This is a genomic window from Janthinobacterium sp. C22 (assembly GCF_057919405.1).
Window position 1 is genome coordinate 3,450,570 of sequence record NZ_CP193659.1, and the last position, 18,135, is coordinate 3,468,704.

At 62.9% G+C, this 18,135-nt stretch carries 15 protein-coding genes and 1 pseudogene; 3 read left to right on the forward strand and 13 right to left on the reverse strand.

Going from position 1 to position 18,135, the window contains the following annotated elements; translation table 11 throughout:
* Position 1: 1 nt before the first annotated feature.
* The 7 genes and pseudogenes from ACRHIG_RS16095 to vioA all read right to left on the reverse strand — a co-directional run bounded on the left by ACRHIG_RS16095 (position 2) and on the right by vioA (position 8,586).
* A pseudogene (locus tag ACRHIG_RS16095) lies at positions 2-1,185 on the reverse strand (MFS transporter).
* A gap of 91 nt (positions 1,186-1,276) precedes the next feature.
* Positions 1,277-1,858 (reverse strand): violacein biosynthesis enzyme VioE, encoded by a 582-nt coding sequence (gene vioE / locus ACRHIG_RS16100; RefSeq protein WP_489627062.1) that lies wholly within the window; start codon positions 1,856-1,858, stop codon positions 1,277-1,279.
* 9 nt (positions 1,859-1,867) lie between these two features.
* A complete protein-coding gene (vioD, locus tag ACRHIG_RS16105) occupies positions 1,868-2,986 on the reverse strand; it encodes a flavin-dependent violacein biosynthesis monooxygenase VioD (protein ID WP_475417854.1) in 1,119 nt (372 codons plus the stop codon).
* Between the two features lie 4 nt (positions 2,987-2,990).
* Positions 2,991-4,274: an FAD-dependent oxidoreductase gene (locus ACRHIG_RS16110; RefSeq protein ID WP_489627063.1), complete on the reverse strand. Its 1,284-nt coding sequence runs from the start codon at positions 4,272-4,274 to the stop codon at positions 2,991-2,993.
* A gap of 1 nt (position 4,275) precedes the next feature.
* On the reverse strand, positions 4,276-5,739 hold the full coding sequence (locus tag ACRHIG_RS16115) for a ferritin-like domain-containing protein (protein WP_489630814.1): 1,464 nt from the start codon (positions 5,737-5,739) through the stop codon (positions 4,276-4,278).
* Between the two features lie 152 nt (positions 5,740-5,891).
* A complete protein-coding gene (locus ACRHIG_RS16120) occupies positions 5,892-6,950 on the reverse strand; it encodes a hypothetical protein (RefSeq protein ID WP_489627064.1) in 1,059 nt (352 codons plus the stop codon).
* 334 nt (positions 6,951-7,284) lie between these two features.
* The gene (gene vioA, locus ACRHIG_RS16125; protein WP_489627065.1) at positions 7,285-8,586 is read right to left on the reverse strand and encodes a flavin-dependent violacein biosynthesis tryptophan-2 monooxygenase VioA; all 1,302 of its coding nucleotides are present in this window, start codon (positions 8,584-8,586) and stop codon (positions 7,285-7,287) included.
* Positions 8,587-8,983: 397 nt separating this feature from the next.
* Here vioA and ACRHIG_RS16130 point away from each other — a divergent pair, with 397 nt between their 5' ends.
* Both ACRHIG_RS16130 and ACRHIG_RS16135 read left to right on the forward strand, forming a co-directional pair.
* Positions 8,984-9,172, forward strand: coding sequence for a hypothetical protein (locus ACRHIG_RS16130; protein WP_489627066.1), 189 nt, complete (start codon positions 8,984-8,986; stop codon positions 9,170-9,172).
* 308 nt (positions 9,173-9,480) lie between these two features.
* Positions 9,481-11,712, forward strand: a complete 2,232-nt coding sequence (locus ACRHIG_RS16135) for an NADP-dependent isocitrate dehydrogenase (protein WP_489627067.1) — start codon at positions 9,481-9,483, stop codon at positions 11,710-11,712.
* Between the two features lie 98 nt (positions 11,713-11,810).
* Here ACRHIG_RS16135 and ACRHIG_RS16140 read toward each other — a convergent pair whose 3' ends face one another.
* The 4 genes from ACRHIG_RS16140 to ACRHIG_RS16155 form a co-directional block, all read right to left on the reverse strand.
* The gene (locus tag ACRHIG_RS16140) at positions 11,811-12,254 is read right to left on the reverse strand and encodes a DUF411 domain-containing protein (protein WP_489627068.1); all 444 of its coding nucleotides are present in this window, start codon (positions 12,252-12,254) and stop codon (positions 11,811-11,813) included.
* Positions 12,255-12,322: 68 nt separating this feature from the next.
* Entirely contained in the window at positions 12,323-12,706 is a 384-nt protein-coding gene (locus ACRHIG_RS16145; protein WP_489627069.1) for a hypothetical protein, read from the reverse strand.
* A 47-nt stretch (positions 12,707-12,753) separates the two neighbouring features.
* The gene (locus tag ACRHIG_RS16150) at positions 12,754-13,239 is read right to left on the reverse strand and encodes a diguanylate cyclase domain-containing protein (RefSeq protein ID WP_489627070.1); all 486 of its coding nucleotides are present in this window, start codon (positions 13,237-13,239) and stop codon (positions 12,754-12,756) included.
* Entirely contained in the window at positions 13,218-14,096 is an 879-nt protein-coding gene (locus ACRHIG_RS16155) for a PAS domain S-box protein (protein WP_489627071.1), read from the reverse strand. Before ACRHIG_RS16155 ends, ACRHIG_RS16150 begins: the two co-directional genes overlap by 22 nt.
* 256 nt (positions 14,097-14,352) lie before the next feature.
* On the opposite strand from ACRHIG_RS16155, the gene ACRHIG_RS16160 reads away from it, so the two are divergent.
* Positions 14,353-15,975: a hypothetical protein gene (locus ACRHIG_RS16160; RefSeq protein ID WP_489627072.1), complete on the forward strand. Its 1,623-nt coding sequence runs from the start codon at positions 14,353-14,355 to the stop codon at positions 15,973-15,975.
* Between the two features lie 81 nt (positions 15,976-16,056).
* Here the strand turns inward: ACRHIG_RS16160 and ACRHIG_RS16165 are convergent, their stop codons facing one another.
* Both ACRHIG_RS16165 and ACRHIG_RS16170 read right to left on the reverse strand, forming a co-directional pair.
* Positions 16,057-17,421 carry an amino acid permease gene (locus tag ACRHIG_RS16165; protein ID WP_475414907.1) on the reverse strand — a complete coding sequence of 455 codons (1,365 nt, stop codon included), beginning with the start codon at positions 17,419-17,421 and terminating at the stop codon, positions 16,057-16,059.
* A 154-nt stretch (positions 17,422-17,575) separates the two neighbouring features.
* Complete coding sequence (locus ACRHIG_RS16170; protein ID WP_489627073.1) at positions 17,576-18,016, reverse strand: acyl-CoA thioesterase; 441 nt, start codon at positions 18,014-18,016, stop codon at positions 17,576-17,578.
* Between the last annotated feature and the right edge of the window lie 119 nt (positions 18,017-18,135).

Sequence of the window (18,135 nt, forward strand, 5' to 3'; positions counted from 1 at the left end):
GTCATATGTCGGCTTCCTTGCAGGCTGAAGACAGCAGCGGGTCGCGCGACCTGTGCCCGATGTATGGCAGCAAGCTGATGAATCCAAGCACTGCCAGCGCGACGCCGACCCACAGCGGGGAGCGCAGGCCGTAGCCGGCAGCAATGCCGAGGCCGCCGAGCCACGAGCCGGCACCCAGGCCGATGTTGATGACGGAGGTATGGACGGTGTTGACCAGCGGCCCGGGGTGGGCGGTTTTCATCACGCGGGCGATGATGGCGGGATTCATCGACATGCCCACCAGGCCTGTGACGACCAGCAAGGCGACGCTGATGGTTTTGTCGTGCGCAAAGACGGCGAACAGCGCCAGGCTGATGCTCAGGATGACCATGCCCCAGGCCATGATGGGGGTGGTGTAGCGGTCCGCATAACGGCCGACCACGCCATTGCCCACCACGTTGGCGACGCCGTAGACGCCCAACAGCCAGGGTATCGAGGACGTTGGAAAGCCCGTCACCTCGGTCAGGATGGCCGCGAAATAGCTGAACGCCGCGAAAATCGCACCGATGATGAGGCCGCTGCTGGCATACGCTGCCCACAGGTGGCGGTTGCGGAATTCCCCAGTTCCTCGCCGAGGCTGACGACTTCGGACGGCTTGGCGCGCGGCACCAGCATGGTGATCAGCAGCAGGCACAAGAGCGCCAGCAGCACCACCAGCCAGAAGCTGGCGCGCCATCCCAGGTGCTGGTCGATGAGCGTGGCGACCGGCACGCCGATCACCGAAGCGAGCATGAGGCCGCCGATCACGACGGCGGCGGCCCGTCCGCGCGCGTCGGGAGCGACGATTTCTGCGCAGATCGCCAGAGACAGGCCAAAGCAGGTGGCGGCCGCCACGCCCGTGACCACCCGCGCGATGGCCAGGATGTCATAGCTGGTGGCCGACGCGGCGACGGATTGGGCAACGATATAAAAGCCCAGCAGCCACAGCAGTCCCTGCTTGTTCGGTACGCGCAGCTTGAGCAGGGCGATGGTGCTCAGCGGCCCGCCGATGACCATGCCCATGGCGTAGAGCGAGATCAGGTAGCCGATCCGCGTGACCGGCTCGTCCATGGCCTGGGCCAGCGACGGCATCATGCCCGCCACCATGAATTCGGATGTGGTTAACGAAAAGATCGTCAACCCCAGAATGTAAACAACCAGCGGCATAACAATATCCTTCGAGATTAATAACGAAAACACGGGCCAGGCGTGGCGCGCGCCAGAGCCGCATGCGGCCCTGGCGCGCGCCACATCCTGGTCAGGTGTTGCAAGACGTAAAGACGCTGTCCGGAATGTCGCCGACAAACAGGTTGGGAAAGTCGCGTACAGAAAGGTGCTGCGCGTCGTTGCCGGTGACCATGCGCAACAGGCGGTTGCCGCCGGCCTCCAGGTAAAAGACCGAGGGCGGCTTGCCCGCCCGCTCGACTAACCAGGCGTCCGCCTCCTGGCCCAGCACGGAGTGGCGGCCGTCGTGACGCGCGCCGCCGTCCAGCAGCACCGCCTGCGGCAGGAACAGGGCGTGGAACGGCGTCACCTCGTCGGCCAGCGCCGTGCCCTGCAGCTGTTCGCCAGTGGCCTGCGCCTGCCTCGCGTAGGCCACTTTCTGCTTGCGGCTTTGTTCGCGCCTGGCATCGCCGATTTCCGACATCCACAGCAGGTGTCCATGTTCCTTTTCCGGCCAGGGATTGAACAGGCCATCGATGCGGCAGATGTTGCGCGCATAGTCGAACCAGCAATAGCCGGACGTGACCTGGTCGTCCTCCTGCATTGGTGTCCAGTAGGAAATATAGGCGCTGCTCCATTGCATCGGCAGCAGCGGCGGGGCGACGTGTGCTGGCATGGCGGCTCCCTAGCGGCCCAGCGCGTAGCCAAGGCTGGCCATCAGCGCTTCCTGCAGCGACGGCAAGTCCTTGCGGCGCGCGTCGAAGCTGGCGGTCAGCTCTTCATTGCTCAGTCCGATACGCTCGCCCACGCTTTCAAACCACAGGCGGCTGCTGTTGGCGTGGTCCTTGAACAATTGCATCAGGGGCACGGCGCGGGCATTGAAGCTGTCCAGGGCGGCGGCCGCGCCGGCTTCGGTATTGAGGATCTTGACCAGCAGCAGGGCAGCCACCACCGCCATGGTGGTGCCATGGCCGATGGAAAAATGCCCCGATTGCAGCGCATCGCCGAGCAGGACGAACTTGCCGTCGCAGGCCCGGTCGTGGCTGAGGGTCATGAAGTTGCGCCAGCCCTGGCCCGGTTGGCTGAGGAGGCCGTGCTCACCGAGTTCGGCTTTGAACGTCCTGGCGATATACGCGGCGGCGTCGCGCTCGGAAAGCGCCTCCAGCCCCGCCTTGGCGTACGTCTCCTCGCTGCATTCGACGATGAAGGTGCTCATCGTGTCGGAGTATTTATAGGCATGGCCGATGAAAATCCCTTGGTCATTGCTGCGGAACACCAGGTTCATCTGGTCGAACAGCTGGGTGGTGCCGTACCAGATGTATTTGTTGCGCCCGAAGTCGATGTGCGGCGCCAGCGCGGGCGGCAAGTCCAGCGCCTTGTAATTGACGCCATTCGACACCACTACCAGGTCGTACTCGGCTTCCAGCTGCGCCTTGTCCGCCGGCGGCGTTTCATAGCGGATGGCGATGCCGGCCGCCACGCACTTGGCGCGCAGGGCCTGCACCAGGGCCTGGCGTCCGACGCCGCACAGGGTGACGCCGGTGCTCATCAGGTTGGGCTGGTCGTGATGCACGAGCTTGAATTCTTCCAGGAACTGCGGATTGAGCCGTTCCGGCTGATCCAGATAGGAGAGCGGGTTGGCGGGATGGCGCGGCGGCCGTCCCGGCAGCACCACGCCCCAGCCCAGCACTTCTTCCGGGGTATTTTTTTCCGTAACGCTGATCTTCCAGCCGGGTTGAGCCTGTTTCATCTGACTGGCAAAGATCAGTCCTGCGGGTCCTGCGCCGATGACGAGAATGTTCATTAGTTTACCCTTCCAAGTTTGTACCAAACGTTTTGTTTCTTCTGGATTTGCTGCAGTTCATCGTAGGGAACCGATGTGAAGTACAGTTTCTCCGCCATGTCGGGCGGATAAACACGGGGAATTTCTTGTGCATGTAGCGCGTGTAGCGCGTCTGCAGGAAGAAAATCAGATTCGGATTGCTCAGCGCTTCATAGTTGGCGATCGCCATGTCCTGCATGGCGTCCGCCTGCACCTTGCGCTGCTGCGTGAATTCGGACAGGGCGGGGCCCAGGGCATTGCCGTGCTTTTCCAGCAGGGAAACGAAGACGTGGACGTCTTCCAGCGCCATGTTCATGCCTTGTCCGAGGAAGGGGGCGGTGGCATGCGCCGCATCGCCGATCAGCAGGATATTCGCCTTGTAATGGAAGGTGCTGGAGCGGACATTGATGAGGTCGTTGCTGGGCAGCGCCATGAACTGGTCCAGCATCTCCTGGCGGCGGTCCGGCGGCAGGGTGCCGAAGTAGCGGCTGAAGAAATCGGCCATGGCTTCGCGGTTCAGCGTGCCCAGGCTGGGCGTGCCGGTGTAGGGCAGGCACAGGGCGAAGCTGATGCTGCCGTCCGGAATGGTGGCCGCGCGGCCGGCAAACAGTCCCTTGGAATCCATGCCGAAGAAGTACAGCAGATCCTTCCTGAAACCCAGGTCCGCCGCGTTCGGCAACACCAGCGTCTTGTAGCCATGGCGGAAGTAACTCTGCCTGAACTCGAAGCGGCGCACGCCGCTTTGCATGGCGCGCCGCACGGCCGAGTGGGCGCCGTCGGCGCCAATGATCAGGTCGCCATACAACTGCTGCACGGCGCCGTCCGGGCCCTGGATCTGCACGATCTTTCTTTCCAGGTCGACATCCAGGCATTTATGCTCAAAGTAATACTTCACCTCGTGCTTGACGGCATGCCGGTTCAGCAGGCGCTGGAAGGCCGTGCGGTCCAGCGACAGGGGAAACAGCCCTTCGAGCGGGGTCAGTTCGCGTATCCGGTGCCGGCCGCCCACGCTGAATGCCATGCCGACGATGGGTTCGCCGCACTGGTCGAGCTCCTGTTTGCTGATGCCGGCACCGAGGACGGCCTTGATGCCGCGCACCGTCATGCTCACGCCGATGGCGCGCGAGTTGACCGGGTCGGCGTTTGCTGCATTCTCCAGCAGCGGATCGCCGCGTTTTTCGATGACGTGGACATCGTGTCCCCGTTGCGCCAGATAAATGGCGCTGAGGCTACCTGCCAAGCCTCCGCCGACGATAATGATTTTATGCATTTCAGGCCTCTCTTGACATCTTTCCCCGAGATAAATCGGTAAGTTGCTGATTAAAAAACTCCAACATTTCGATCGGCGCCATGCCGATGACATCGCTCTCAAGGCCGCGCGCGTACTGCGCCAGCGCCAGGCATTTCTGCGCCAGCATGTCGCAGCCCTGGCTGTAGTCGCTGCTGACCCGGCTGCCGACGGGCTCGGGCACGGGCGGTCCCGCATGGCGGCCGGGCACGCCGGACGGCATGTTCATCAGGGCGGCCGACAGGGGGCGCAACAGGCCGGTCATGATGTCGATCGAGGCGTTCATCAGGCGCGAACGGCGCAGGCTGCCCAGCGGCTGCTGCGCGAAATGGTGCGCCATCAGCAGGAAGGTCAGTTCGTAGCAGCCCTGATACAGGCGCATCAGTCCGCGCGCCTGCTGGTCGGTCACCACGCTGCAGTCCGCGCGCGCTTCGAGCACGGGATTCTTCAGCGCCGGCAGGGCCGGCTCGAACGGCTTGTCGCAGGCTGAAAACCTGCCGGCGACGGCACGCAGGCGCTGGAAGTGCGAGGAAGCGAAATGCGGCGAATCGACGGCCACGCCTTCCCCCTGCTCGGTGACGAAGTCGATGGCGAACAGCGCGCTGTCGCGGTCGGACACTTCCAGCTGGTAGCCGGGATAGGCGCGGTTGGTCAGTTCTTTGAGGAACAGGTGGTGTTCGCCGCCGCGCTTGCCGCCGCCGCTCTCGAACAGGCCGGGCAGGTCGGCCAGGGCCTGGCGGATCGCGATATAGAAGGTGGCAATCGATTTGCCCGGCGTGGGAATATAGTCGGGCCATTCGAAACGCACGAAGCGGGCCAGCACGTGTTCGGAAAAAGGCTCGAATGCGAATTCCGTGTCCAGACCGAAGCGCTGGCGCGCCTGCTGGCCCAGCACCGGGGTGCCGCCATAAAACGGTTCGCCCAGCGCCATCAGCACATTGTTGACTAATAAGTAGTGAATCATTTCTTCATGGGCGATCTCCAGCAACATGCCGCGCGTACCGCTGTTGCGGCGCCGGTCCTCGCCGCCGCAGGCCAGTTGCAGCTCGGCCGGCAGCCAGCGGCCGGCCCGCACCAGCGCCGCCCCCTGCGCATAATTGGGAATCGAATACGCGGCGTACAGGTATTGCAGCATGAGCGACAATTCCAGGTCGATGGCCTTCTTCAGTTCCTCGATCAGCTCCGCCTTGCAGCCGATGACAGGCGGCGCCGCCGGTTCCGGCACTGCGGCCCTGGCCTTTGCCTCGACCTGCGTCAGGTATTTCAGGAACAGGCGCGACTTTGGCAGCGACAGTTCGCGGGTGCTGGGCATGTAGTAGCTCTTGTCGCGGTTCCGCGGATCGCACATCTGCCACATCAGGCGCGAATACGTTTCGCACTTGCACTGGTCCGCCAGGCTGAAGACCTTGTCCGACATGAAGGGATACACGAGCTCGTAGTAGCTCATCACATGCCGGTAGAGGAAGGCGTAGTCGACCTGTTCGGCGGGTACCTCGTCGAGGTCCCAGTCGTCGGGCAGCACACGCACGCCGAGGTACTGTGCCTCCTTGCCGGTGCCCAGCACGATCCTGGTCGCGCCCGGCTGGCGGCCCGTCAGGGTCAGCGCCGTGTAGCCGGTCCCAAGCGGCGAGGGCTGCCGTTCCACATCCAGCAGCGCGCCGTCCTCGGCCCGCGCCGGCAGGGACGCAGGCGCCGCCAGCTCGCCGCGGAAGCGGCTTTGCACGGTGATGCCATGCGGAAATGTTTCATGCTTTTTCCCGTTCGGTGCTTCCAGGTACAGCTGGTTGCTGTCCGATTGCAGTACCCAGTCGGCTTCTTCCCACTGCGCCTGCGCGCTGCCCAGGCTGAGCGAACCGGAGGCGGGGGCTGTTGCAGCGGCACGTCGAAGACGCCGTGATGGCGCCAGTGGTCGCGGTACAGCTGCTCGGGAATCCGGGCCAGCAAGGTGCCGGCGCCGTCATGCAGCAGCAGGTCGCCCAGCGCCTGCTTGCCGCCCAGGGCATGCGTCGGATGCTGTTCGGAAACAGCATCCGTGCCGCGCGTGGTAAAAGGAATGGCGCTCGGCATGTTGAACGCGACGCGGTCCGCGTGCACTTTCACCAGCACCGGCCCCAGGCTGCCTTGGCGCGGCTGCAGCAGGCGGCCGGCCGGATAGGTGGCCAGCTCGTCGCGCCGCCACAGGCCGATGCTGCCGGCCAGGTCGTAGAACACGGGCGAGTCGGGTTTTTGCGGCGTCGACATATTGAACAGGCAATACTGGACCGTCAGGCCCAGCACCTCGTCGTCGGCCAATGCTTGCTGCAAGGCATGCATGCTGGGCGGCAGCGCGAGGTCCGCGTTGAACAGGAAATGCGGGTCTTGCTTGGACACGGAAAACTGGAACAGCCTGGAGCGGCCGAATTCCTCGTCCAGGAAATGCCCGCTGCGTTCCGTGATATGGCCGCTGCCGAGCCAGCGCACCGAGTGCGCCTGCGCGATGTCGGCAGTGAACAAGGTGGGCGTGTTGGGCGTGGCTTGCTTGTCGCTCAAGGTGAACTGGCCGGCGTAGATCAGCGTCGTGTCCGGCTGGGCCGGGTTGTTGTCGACCCACCTGGCGCGGTTGAACGTGGTGCGCAGGTACTCGTTGTAGTGGCCCCACAGGGCCAGCTTGGCGCCCACCAGCGCATCCTGCGTATCGACCTCGCCATCGCGCAGCTGGACGCCCGTGATCCGCGCGTTTTCCCACGAAAAATGATTGTTGCCGCAAAAATTGTAGCCTGCCGCCTGGCTGAAGATGCCGTCCGGATCGGGCTTGCCCGCCGCATTGAAGCGGGGGCAAGCTGTTTCAGGTGCGTATGGAATTCGGCCGGCGGCCGGCTCAGATCGACAGCGTCGCCCGCCATCGATACCGTATTCGTGGCGATATCGATGTTGCCGTGCGTATTGCGATTCCCCGTCGGCACATTGGCGCGGGCAAAACCCCGAAAATGCAGGCGGGGGAAGTCAAGTAGGCTCATGCGCGCTCGGTCGAGGAAGTGATGAATGTATCGTTGGCGGCATCCTCCAGTTGCTCCAGCCGTTGCAGCAACAGGCCGCTGGCTTGCTTGGCGCTGATCAGGCTGCCTTCCATCCAGCCGCAATGCGCGGTATAGGCATCCGAGCAGGAAATGATGCCGTCCCGGTGCAGCAGGACGGCCGGGTGCTCGGCTTCCGGCTCCACGCAAAACTCGACGCCATGCGGCCAGAACTTGTGGAAGTGCGCCTTGATCTGCGGCAGCGGCTGGCCATCGAGCGGCAGAACTTCTTCCAGATGGCTGCGGACACGCTCCAGGTACACGTCTTCACCGAGCTCCAGGCTGTCCCGCCAGTAGGTGGCGCTTTTGCTGTCGGTATAGAACAGCACATACTTGTCGCTCTTGAAGTAGATCTTGCGCAGGGGATTTGCCGCCATCAGCACCTTGTCGGTCAGCCCGAGCGCGTCCCACCAGGCCGTGTCGAACGTGAAGAAACCCTTGAACAGGGGCAGCGAGTCGTACTGGAACGGACTCCAGGCGTGCGGGAAATCCAGGTTCAGGCGCGGCATGGCGGACGGCGGGATGGCCATCACCAGATGGCGCGTGCGGTGCATCTGCGTGTCGCCCTGGTGGCTGAAGGCGAGCACGTGGTCGGCGCCGGATTTTTCTACGGACAGCAAACGGTGTTCGAGCCGGAATTCCACCCCGGCGGCCTGGGCCTGGTGCTGCAACTGGCACAGCAGCGCGTGGTAGCCGTCGATGGCATAGCGCCACTGGTTGGCGGCGTTTTCCGTAAAGTGCTGCGTTTCCGGGTGCTTCTTGATGATGTCGTAGGCCATGGCCGCCGACACCATCGGCAGCAGCAAGGCGTCATAGCCGGTCGCCTTGATGATGTGGGTGGCCTTGGCGGTGCCCAGATAGTGGCTGACGAACTCGAGGAAGGAGTCGTTCGGATGCTCTTTCAGCATCGGGCTCAGGCCATCGAGCGTTGCCTTCAGCTCGTCCAGCACGCTATCGTGGGAGATGACTTCGGTGAACGGGTAGAGCGCATGCGGCAATCCGCTGCCCTGCATGAGTTGCTGGAAATGCGGATGCAGCTGCGGCGAGTAGCGGGCGGCGCCGAGCTCGGCGATTTCCTCGCCGTCTATTTTCCGTGACTGGATGCGGCCGCCCACCGTGGCGTTCAGGTCGAATACCCGGATGCGCAGCTTCCTTTTGGCGGCGGCGTCGATCAGGCGGTTGGCGCAAGTCAAGCCTCCTATGCCGGCGCCTACGATGCAAATGTCAGAATACGTGCTCATACGAAATTCCTTTTTAACGTTCATTAATCGAAAAGCTGCAAAATCGTTAGCAAAAGTGTCCCCAGCACGTGTAGGCAAGGGAGGGGGCGCTGCGTGTTACCGCACTTGGCAAGCGTTATCGGCTGGGGAATGAAGAGCCTGGCGAGAACTGGCGTTGTGTCTGGAATGGTCGATTCTTGGCAGCAGAGTTTCTGTCTCAGATCAAAGATGGCACCGACAATAGCCCGGGTATCGGGCTGTCAGTTTGATAAATATCAATGTAGTTGTCGTTTGTGCGGCGCCGTTTTGGGGCGTGGCGACGCCCGCGAACGGGCTGCGCCAGCGGGGCGGCAGTGATGACGCGGAATTAATGTTGCAAAAAGACAAATTGCGCGCGCCAGGCTCTCAATGCGCAGCATTGCCATGGCATTTGCCGCATATCGTGCCGCCAGGCGCGCGCCGCTTTGCGGGCTTCTGGGTTTTCCTGTTCAGCAACGCGCTGCGGGTCTGCCGGGGCTGGCAAGACGGGGCCTGGGCCTTGATCGTGCTGAACCTTTGCCTGGCCCTGACGAACGTGCGCGGCATCGTCAAGAACGAGCGGCTGTGACGTCGCTTCCACTTGAATATTGTCAATATTGAACGTTTCTGCAGGGCGGCATACATGCCGTGCCGCCGCCTTGCGTCCATTTCACGGCGGAAAATGGCCATCCGGGCCTGGCAGTTCCAGATATTTGCTGTCTTATATAAGATTCGTCGCCATCGGATACACAAACAGCGGCTGGACAGTCTAAAATACGTGGTGGGCAAGCACGGCGTCACCGCCGGCACACTAGCCGTCCAAAGCAAGGCTAACCGTCCTGTGTTTGGAATGAAGAAAGTTAACCACCAGGCATCACCGCATACAAGGGAATGAACATGGCAACACAAAAATCCAAAATCATCTACACGCTGACTGACGAGGCGCCGCTGCTCGCGACGTATTCCCTGCTGCCGATTATCAAAAAATTCACCGCGCCGGCCGGCGTGGACGTCGTCTCCAGCGATATTTCGGTGGCGGCACGTGTACTGGCTGAATTTCCCGAATTCCTGACGGACGCGCAAAAAGTCCCGAATACCCTGGCTGAACTGGGCAAATTGACCCAGAGTCCAGACACCAACATCATCAAGCTGCCGAACATCAGCGCCTCGCAAGGCCAGCTCATCGCTTGCGTGCGCGAACTGCAAGGCCGTGGCTACAAGTTGCCGGACTATCCGGAAGATGCGAAGACGGAAGAAGAAAAAGCCTTGAAGGCCCGCTACGGCAAGTGCATCGGCAGCTCGGTCAATCCGGTCCTGCGTGAAGGCAATTCCGACCGCCGCGCACCGAAGGCCGTCAAAGAGTACGCACGCAAGCACCCGCATTCGATGGGCGAGTGGAGCCAGTCGTCGCAAACCCACGTCTCGCACATGCACCATGGCGACTTCTACCACGGCGAAAAATCGCTGACCCTGGAAAAAGCGCGCGATGTCAAGATGGAGCTGGTCACGGCCTCGGGCAAGACCATCGTGCTGAAACCGAAGGTTTCCCTGCAAGCGGGCGAAATCATCGACAGCATGTTCATGAGCAAGAAAGCGCTGCTGGAGTTCTACGAGAAGGAAATCGACGACGCCTTCAAGACGGGCGTGATGTTCTCGCTGCACGTCAAGGCCACCATGATGAAAGTGTCGCACCCGATCGTCTTCGGCCACTGCGTGCGCATTTTCTACAAGGACGCGTTCGCCAAGCATGCGGAACTGTTCGACAAGCTGGGCGTGAATGTCAACAATGGCATGAGCAACCTGTACGACAAGATCGAAACCCTGCCGGCGTCGCAAAAAGATGAAGTGCTGAAAGACTTGCACGCCTGCCACGCGAATCGTCCGGAACTGGCCATGGTCGATTCGGCCAAGGGCATCACCAACTTCCATTCGCCGAACGACATCATCGTCGACGCGTCGATGCCCGCCATGATCCGTATCGGCGGCAAGATGTGGGGCGCCGATGGCCGTCCGAAAGACGTCAAGGCAGTCATGCCGGAATCGACTTTCGCGCGCATCTACCAGGAAATGATCGGCTTCTGCAAATGGCATGGCAACTTCGATCCGAAGACCATGGGCACCGTGCCGAACGTGGGCCTGATGGCGCAGCAAGCGGAAGAATACGGTTCGCACGACAAGACGTTTGAAGTGCCGGAAGGCGGCATCGCCAACATCACCGACCTGGAAACGGGCGAAGTGCTGCTGACGCAAACGGTGGAAGAGGGCGATATCTGGCGCATGTGCCAGGTCAAGGACGCACCGATCCGCGACTGGGTCAAGCTGGCCGTCACGCGCGCGCGCAACTCGGGCATGCCTGCCGTGTTCTGGCTCGATTCCTACCGTCCGCACGAGAACGAAGTCATCAAGAAGGTACAGGTGTATCTGAAGGATCATGACACCAGCGGCCTGGACATCCAGATCATGTCGCAGACGCGCGCCATGCGCTACACCCTGGAGCGCGCCTTCCGCGGCCTGGACACCATTTCCGTGACCGGCAACATCCTGCGCGACTACCTGACCGATCTGTTCCCGATCCTGGAACTGGGCACCTCCGCCAAGATGCTGTCGATCGTGCCGCTGATGGCCGGTGGCGGCATGTACGAAACGGGCGCCGGCGGTTCGGCACCGAAACACGTCAAGCAGCTGGTGGAAGAAAACCATCTGCGCTGGGATTCGCTGGGCGAGTTCCTGGCGCTGGCCGTGTCGCTGGAAGACATGGGCATCAAGACGGGCAACGCGAAGGCCAAGATTCTCGCGAAAACCCTCGATGAAGCCACCGGCAAGCTGCTGGACAACAACAAGTCGCCATCGCCACGCACCGGCGAGCTGGACAATCGCGGCAGCCATTTCTACCTGGCCATGTACTGGGCGCAAGCCCTGGCGGCGCAGAAGGACGATGCGGAACTGGCAGCGCATTTTGCGCCAGTGGCCAAGGCCCTGGCCGACAACGAAGAGAAGATCGTTGCCGAGCTGAAAGAAGTGCAGGGCAAGGAAACGGATATCGGCGGCTACTACCTGCCCGATCCGGCGAAGACGGAAGCGGTCATGCGTCCGAGCGCCAGCCTGAATGCAGTACTCGACAGCATCTGATGCCGTCGTGACAGGCAGTAAGTCCTTGACTGCCTGACAAAAAAACGCCGCCGGAAGCGATTCCGGCGGCGTTTTTCATTTCCCCTGCATCTTACTGATTACTGATAGTGCTTATAGACCGCGGTGCTGCCATTGTTTTTGACCAGCAAGACATCGTACGCATCCTTGCGCGGTCCTTCCATGCCTGGCGAGCCCATCGGCATTGCCGGCACGGCCAGGCCCTTCGCCTTGGGTTTCTCGCGCAGCAGCTGCTTGATCTCGCTGGCCGGCACATGGCCTTCGATGGCGTAGCCGTTGACGAGGCCCGTGTGGCAGGAGCCGAGCGCGTCGGGAATGCCGGCCAGCTTGCGGTATTGCGCCGGCATCTCGACGTTTTTCGCGCGCACCGTGAAACCGTTCGCTTCCAGGTGCTTGATCCATGCGGAACAGCAGCCGCACGAGGCGCTCTTGTAGACTTCAATGACGGGCAGGGCCGCCATGGCGAACGTGGGCAAGCCCAGCATGGCGGCGAAGGCGCCGCGCAGTATGTAATGTTTGATCATGTGCTGCTTTCAGACGAATAAAGTCAATCGTGGCCACCTCGGTGGCTTGTTTGGGACGAGCTTGGAATCTATGCGGAAAGCGGCCGCGGGGGCCGGCGCGGGCCGTCGGGAATGAATCCCGTCAGCAAGGCGGCTGTCGCGGTGGTGACGCGTTGCGCGCCGGCGCAGGCGGCGGCAGGCAGGGCGAGGCAGGGCGGCATCAGCGCGCCCAGGCAAAAGCTGGCACAGGCGCCGCACGCGGGGTGCTTGGCAGGAGCCTGGCTTCCCTCCTGCGTGCCGGCGCTGTCCGTGATGGTGGATGACTGCGCGGCGTGATGCTGGCAAGCTGCCGCCATCGCGGCGGCAGGCGGGGCGAACGGCGCGCACAGCCGCATGGCGCCCGCGGCGGCGGCCTGCAGCGGCAGCGCCGCGATCAGCAGCAGGATCAGCCATGTTTTGAAGAGTCTTAGCATCGCCGGAAAGTATAGCATGGGGGAGCGTCGCCAGGAGCCGGCGCCCCTTAGCGCGAGGCGGCGGCAAGCACCTTCGATGCGTACATGGCCCGGTCCGCATGGCGCAGCAGCAGCTGCATGGTATCGCCGTCTTCCGGATAGTGGGCCACGCCGATGCTGACGGTGATCCGCAATTGCTGCCCGTTGCCCAGGTACAGCGGCGCGGCCAGGGCCGCATGGATCTTTTGCTCGATCTGGCTGACGTCCGCCGGCGTGGCATTGCTTTCCAGAAGCACGACGAACTCATCGCCGCCCATCCTGGCCAAGGTGTCGGTTTCGCGCATGCAATCGCGCAGGCGGCTCGCCACCGTTTGCAGCAGCAGGTCGCCGCAGGCATGGCCGTGGTCATCGTTGACGCGCTTGAAGTTGTTCAAGTCCAGGAACAGCAGCGAGAGCCGGCCTTCCTGGCGGTGTGCGCGCGCGAACGCCGTATGCAGGCGGTCGTGGAACAGGCGGCGGTTCGGCAAACGGGTCAGCTCGTCGTGCATGGCCATGAACTGCATTTGCGTCTGCAACTGCCGGCGCTCGACGGCGGTGGCGAGTTGTTTGGCAATAAATTGCAGCAAATCCTGGTCTTGCGCCGTGCCGATGACGGCATCCTGCTCACCTTGCAGGGCCAGCGCGCCGATACTGCCCATGGAGGAGTACAAGGGGACGGCCAGCCAGCACGACGACAGGGCGCCGGCCGCCATCTGCAGCGCCGCCGGCAGACCGGCCAGCTGTCCCGCCTGCAGCAGCAGGGGCGGCCGCTGCGCAGGACCTCGTCGCACAGCAGGCTGGCCAGCGGCGACGTCGGCTGCGGCGCGCCGTCGTCGGCATGGCAGGTGATGGGCGCCTGGGCGCCATGTTCGTCCTGCAGCAGCAGGGTCAGGCTACGCGCCGGCAAGTGTTCGCCGATGATGTGCTGGATACGGTGCAGCAAGGCGGGCAAGTCCTGCGTCGCCTGCATGGCTTCGGAAATGGCGTACAGCGCAGCCTGTTTTGCCTGCGCCTGTTTCAGCAAGGTGACGTCGCGCGCCACCGCCACGCGCAGCTGGTCGGCGGCGGACCAGCGGGCCGACCACATGATGTGGGCCAGGCTGCCATCCTTGCGCAGGTAGCGGTTTTCAAAGTGCGTCTGCGCATGGCCGTCCATGATGGCGCGCGCGGCGGCCAGGGTACGGGCGCGGTCGGCGGGGGCGACCATGTCGAGCATGAGCTTGCCGATCATTTCCTGCTGCGTGTAGCCGAAGATGCGCTCGCAAGCCGCGCTGACGAAGACGAAGCGTCCCTCCACATCGACCATGCACACGGCGTCGAGCAACAAGTCGGTAAAGCTGGCCAGCGGGGCGTGCAGAATCTTGTGTTCCATGAAGGCATTCTAATGGACATTCCCGGCAGCGATTCAACTTGTTGAGTCAGGCAAGGCGGGCGGCATGAAAATGTTTCATTTACCCGACGCTCATGCTTTTCTGTTTCTTGCCGTTAATGCAGTATTGCCATGCAGTACTTGCCACCACGCCAGATAACGTGACGCAAGGTTTGCCTGGCGCCAGGTGATTGCAAAAAAACTAACCATATCGATATTTTATGATGCCTATTCCCGCCACTTGCAAGGTTACAGCGCCATGACCTCCATTTCTCCACTTTCAAGCTGGAATAGCGCCCCGCCGCGGGCCTCCGCCGCCACCTCGAACCGCGCGGATGCGGCGCCGTCGTCCGCATCCGCGCCGTCCACCATCGTCGCTCTCAGCCCGGAGAGCGTGAAAGGCAGCGGCGCCGCGGGCGCGCTCGTGAAGCCGCCGCTGGTGTGGGAAAGCGCGACGCGCGACAAGGTGAGCGAGGCGATGACGAAGAGTTTCTCGTCATATACGTTTGGCGGCCGCTTCAGCGGCCTGGGCGCGGCCATGCTGGGACAGGTCAAGCTGGGAAACTACAATTTCTCGCAGGCGATGCGGCAGCCGCCGCCGAGCACCACGCCGAATGTCTATGCGGCGTCCGGCATCGCGCCGGGCAGCCTGCATGGCAATGGCGAAGACAGGGTTGCCCTCAGCATCACCACCAGGAGCGGCGTGGAAGTCAAGCTGTCGCTCGACAGCCAGGGCGACGGCCTGGCCGTGAACATGACGGCCAGCGGCGACCTCAGCGACGCTGAAGCCAGCGCCCTGGGCGACCTGGCGAAAGGTTTTCAGGCGGCCATCGACGGCCTGGGACAGAGCACGCCGAAAATCAAGCTGGAAGGCTTGATGCAGTTCGACCAGCAGGTGCTGGCGTCGGTGAAGCTGCATGCGGAAGTCAAGGTGCGCGGCGAGATGGAAAGCGTGCAGACCCTGGATTTCCAGGCCGATGGCGCGCAGCGCCAGGTCAGCTTCAGCGGCGAGGCCGGCAGCCTGGACTTGAAGGTCGACGCCAGCCAACTCAATACCCTGGGCAGCAAGGAGCGGCAAGCCAAGGCGCTGGACAGCTACATGAAGCAGTTCGACCAGGCGGCGTCGCGCGGCCATGGCGACGCGGGCCTGGTGGCCATGCTCAAGGATAGCTTTACGGCCTTGCACAGCAATGCCGCCGCGCCGCAAGCGGCCACGGACACGCCCGCGGCGGGCAAGTGGCGCCTGGCGGCCGAGGACAAGTCCATCCTGACGGGGTTGGCCGATTTCAGCGCCTCCGTGTCGCAGGCCGTGAAATTCAGCAATCCCATGCGCAGTTCGGAAAAGGATGGCTTCCATTACGAAGTGTCGCAAAAGACGGAGCAGGCCGGCCCCAGCCAGGACGAGCGTTCAATCAGGCAGCGGCAGCAATCGAAGCTCAGCGCCAGCTTCCATCAGTCGCTGGTCGCCGGCGTGCCGCTGCGCCTGACGGACAATACGGAATCGCAGAACTATACTTATCACCAGATCGAGGATACGGCCAGCAGCGATGCGCAGGTGGCTTACAAGGATGGCAAGATGGTGAAGGCGAGCTTGCGGCAGGAGGACAATCAGTCCGAGCATGTCATGAAGTATTTCCTGGGCAAGTTGGAGTCGGACAAGACCACGCCGGGCAATTTTTCCGTGCTGCGCGACTTGCTGCCCGCGCTGGGACCGTACCGGACCGACGAGCTGGGCATGACGCCCGAGAAAAAGGCGGAGCAGCGCCAGCAGGCGATGCAGGCCTTGAGCGACGACGTGCTGCTGCAATCGTATGCGGGCCAGACCATCAGCCTGTGGCAAGCCGACGTGCTGCCGGAAGAGGGCGGGGCCGCCACCGCGTAGACACGGCCGCGCCGAATGCAAAAAGCCCGTCTGCGAAGACGGGTTTTTTGTTTGCTTGTCGCTTGATCTGGCGCAAACAGCCTATGCTTTGGCCTTGTTTTGCTTGATCCAGTAGCCGACGCCCAGTGCGGCCAGCCACACGGGAATCAGGTAGACGGAGATGCGCAGGCCCGGCGTCAGGTACATGATCACCAGGATGCCTGCCAGGAACACCAGGCACAGGTAGTTGGTGAACGGGTAGCCCAGGCTCTGGAACGAGGTCGTCTTGCCCTCGGCTTTCTTCTGCGCGCGGAAGCGCAGGTGGATCCAGCTGATCATGGCCCAGTTGATGATCAGCGCCGAGACCACCAGGCCCATCAGCACTTCGAACGCTTCGCCCGGCATGAAGTAATTGACCACCACGCAGGCGCCCGTGGCCAGCGCGGACACGCCCAGCGCCACCAGCGGCACGCCGCGGCGGTTCAGGTGCAGCAGCGCGCGCGGCGCATTGCCCTGCTTGGCCAGGCCGAACAGCATGCGCGTGTTGCAGTACACGCCGCTGTTGTAGACGGACAGGGCGGCTGTCAGCACCACCACGTTCAGGGCCGTGGCCACCAGGTTGCTGTCGAGCGCATGGAAGATCAGCACGAACGGGCTGCCGCCGGTGACGACGTTTTGCCACGGGTACAGCGACAGCAGGATGCCGAGCGCGCCGATGTAAAAGATCAGGATGCGGTAGATGGCCTGGTTGGTGGCGCGCGGTATCGTCGTGCTCGGATCATCCGCCTCGGCCGCCGTGATGCCCACCAGTTCCAGGCCGCCGAACGAGAACATGATGACGGCCATGGCCATCACCAGCCCCTGCCAGCCATTCGGGAAGAAGCCGCCGTGCTGCCACAGGTTGGCGATGGAGGCTTGTGGTCCCGCGTCGCCGGAAGCGAGCAGATACGCGCCGAAGACGATCATGCCGATGATGGCGACCACCTTGATGATGGCGAACCAGAATTCCATTTCGCCAAACGCCTTGACATTCAGCAAACTGATGGCGTTGATGGCGCAAAAGAAGATCAGCGCCGAGACCCAGGTGGGCACGCCCGGCCACCAGTACTGCACGTAGATGCCGACGGCCGTCAGCTCGGCCATGCTGACGAGCACATACAGCACCCAGTAATTCCAGCCCGACAGGAAGCCGGGCAGGTGGCCGCAGTATTTGTCGGCGAAATAGCTGAAGGAGCCGGCGACGGGTTCGTCGACCACCATCTCGCCCAGCTGGCGCATGATCAAAAAGGCGATGACGCCGGCGATGCCATAGCCGAGCAGCACGGAAGGGCCGGCCATCTTGATGGTTTGCGCGATGCCCAGAAACAGGCCGGTGCCGATGGCGCCGCCCAGGGCGATGAGCTGGATGTGGCGGCTTTTCAGGCCGCGCTTGAGCTCTTGTGGTTCGGTGTTCCCGACTGCCGTCATATGTTTTATCCTGTTTTTACGGGGCTGAGGTCGCTGATTCTAAAGCATGCACGGGCAAAGCAGGAGCGAAATGCATGTTGCACTGCGGAGGCGCAAGAAAAGCCCCGCATCTTCGCCGAACGGCGCGCAAAACGGCGGCGCCCGGGCGTCCCCTTTACGCGGCGGCCGCGACGATGGCCGGTTCGTACACGGCCAGGAACTCGGGCGGCAGGCGGCGCGCGCGGCCGCTGCTCAATTCGATGCAGATCAAATCCCAGCGTGCGCGCACGACGGTGGCGCCGTCGCTGTCGCGCACCAGCTGGAAGCGCCGTTCCATGCTGGAGCGCCCGTCGCTGGCGCACAGCCAGGTGGCCAGGGTCAGCGCTTCGCCGGCCCGCGTCGGCAGCAGGTAGTCGTATTCGCCGCGGCGTATCGCCATGGCCCGGTCCAGGCGCCGGTAATCGTCCAGGTCCAGCCCCAGGGTGGCCGAGTGGTGCCAGGCGATATGCTCGCACCAGCGCACGTAGACGGCGTTGTTGGTGTGCTGCAGTCCGTCGATGTCGGCCGCTTCCGGCGTGACGGGCAGGGTGTGGGCGTGCGGATAATCCCAGTTCAAGTGCGCTCCTTTCGATACGGTGGCGGCTGATTGTACGGTCTTGCGCGGCTTCCTGTCTGCGGCGCACGCCTGGAAAAACACTGTTTTTCGTGTTGATGTATGATGCATCATAATTTGAC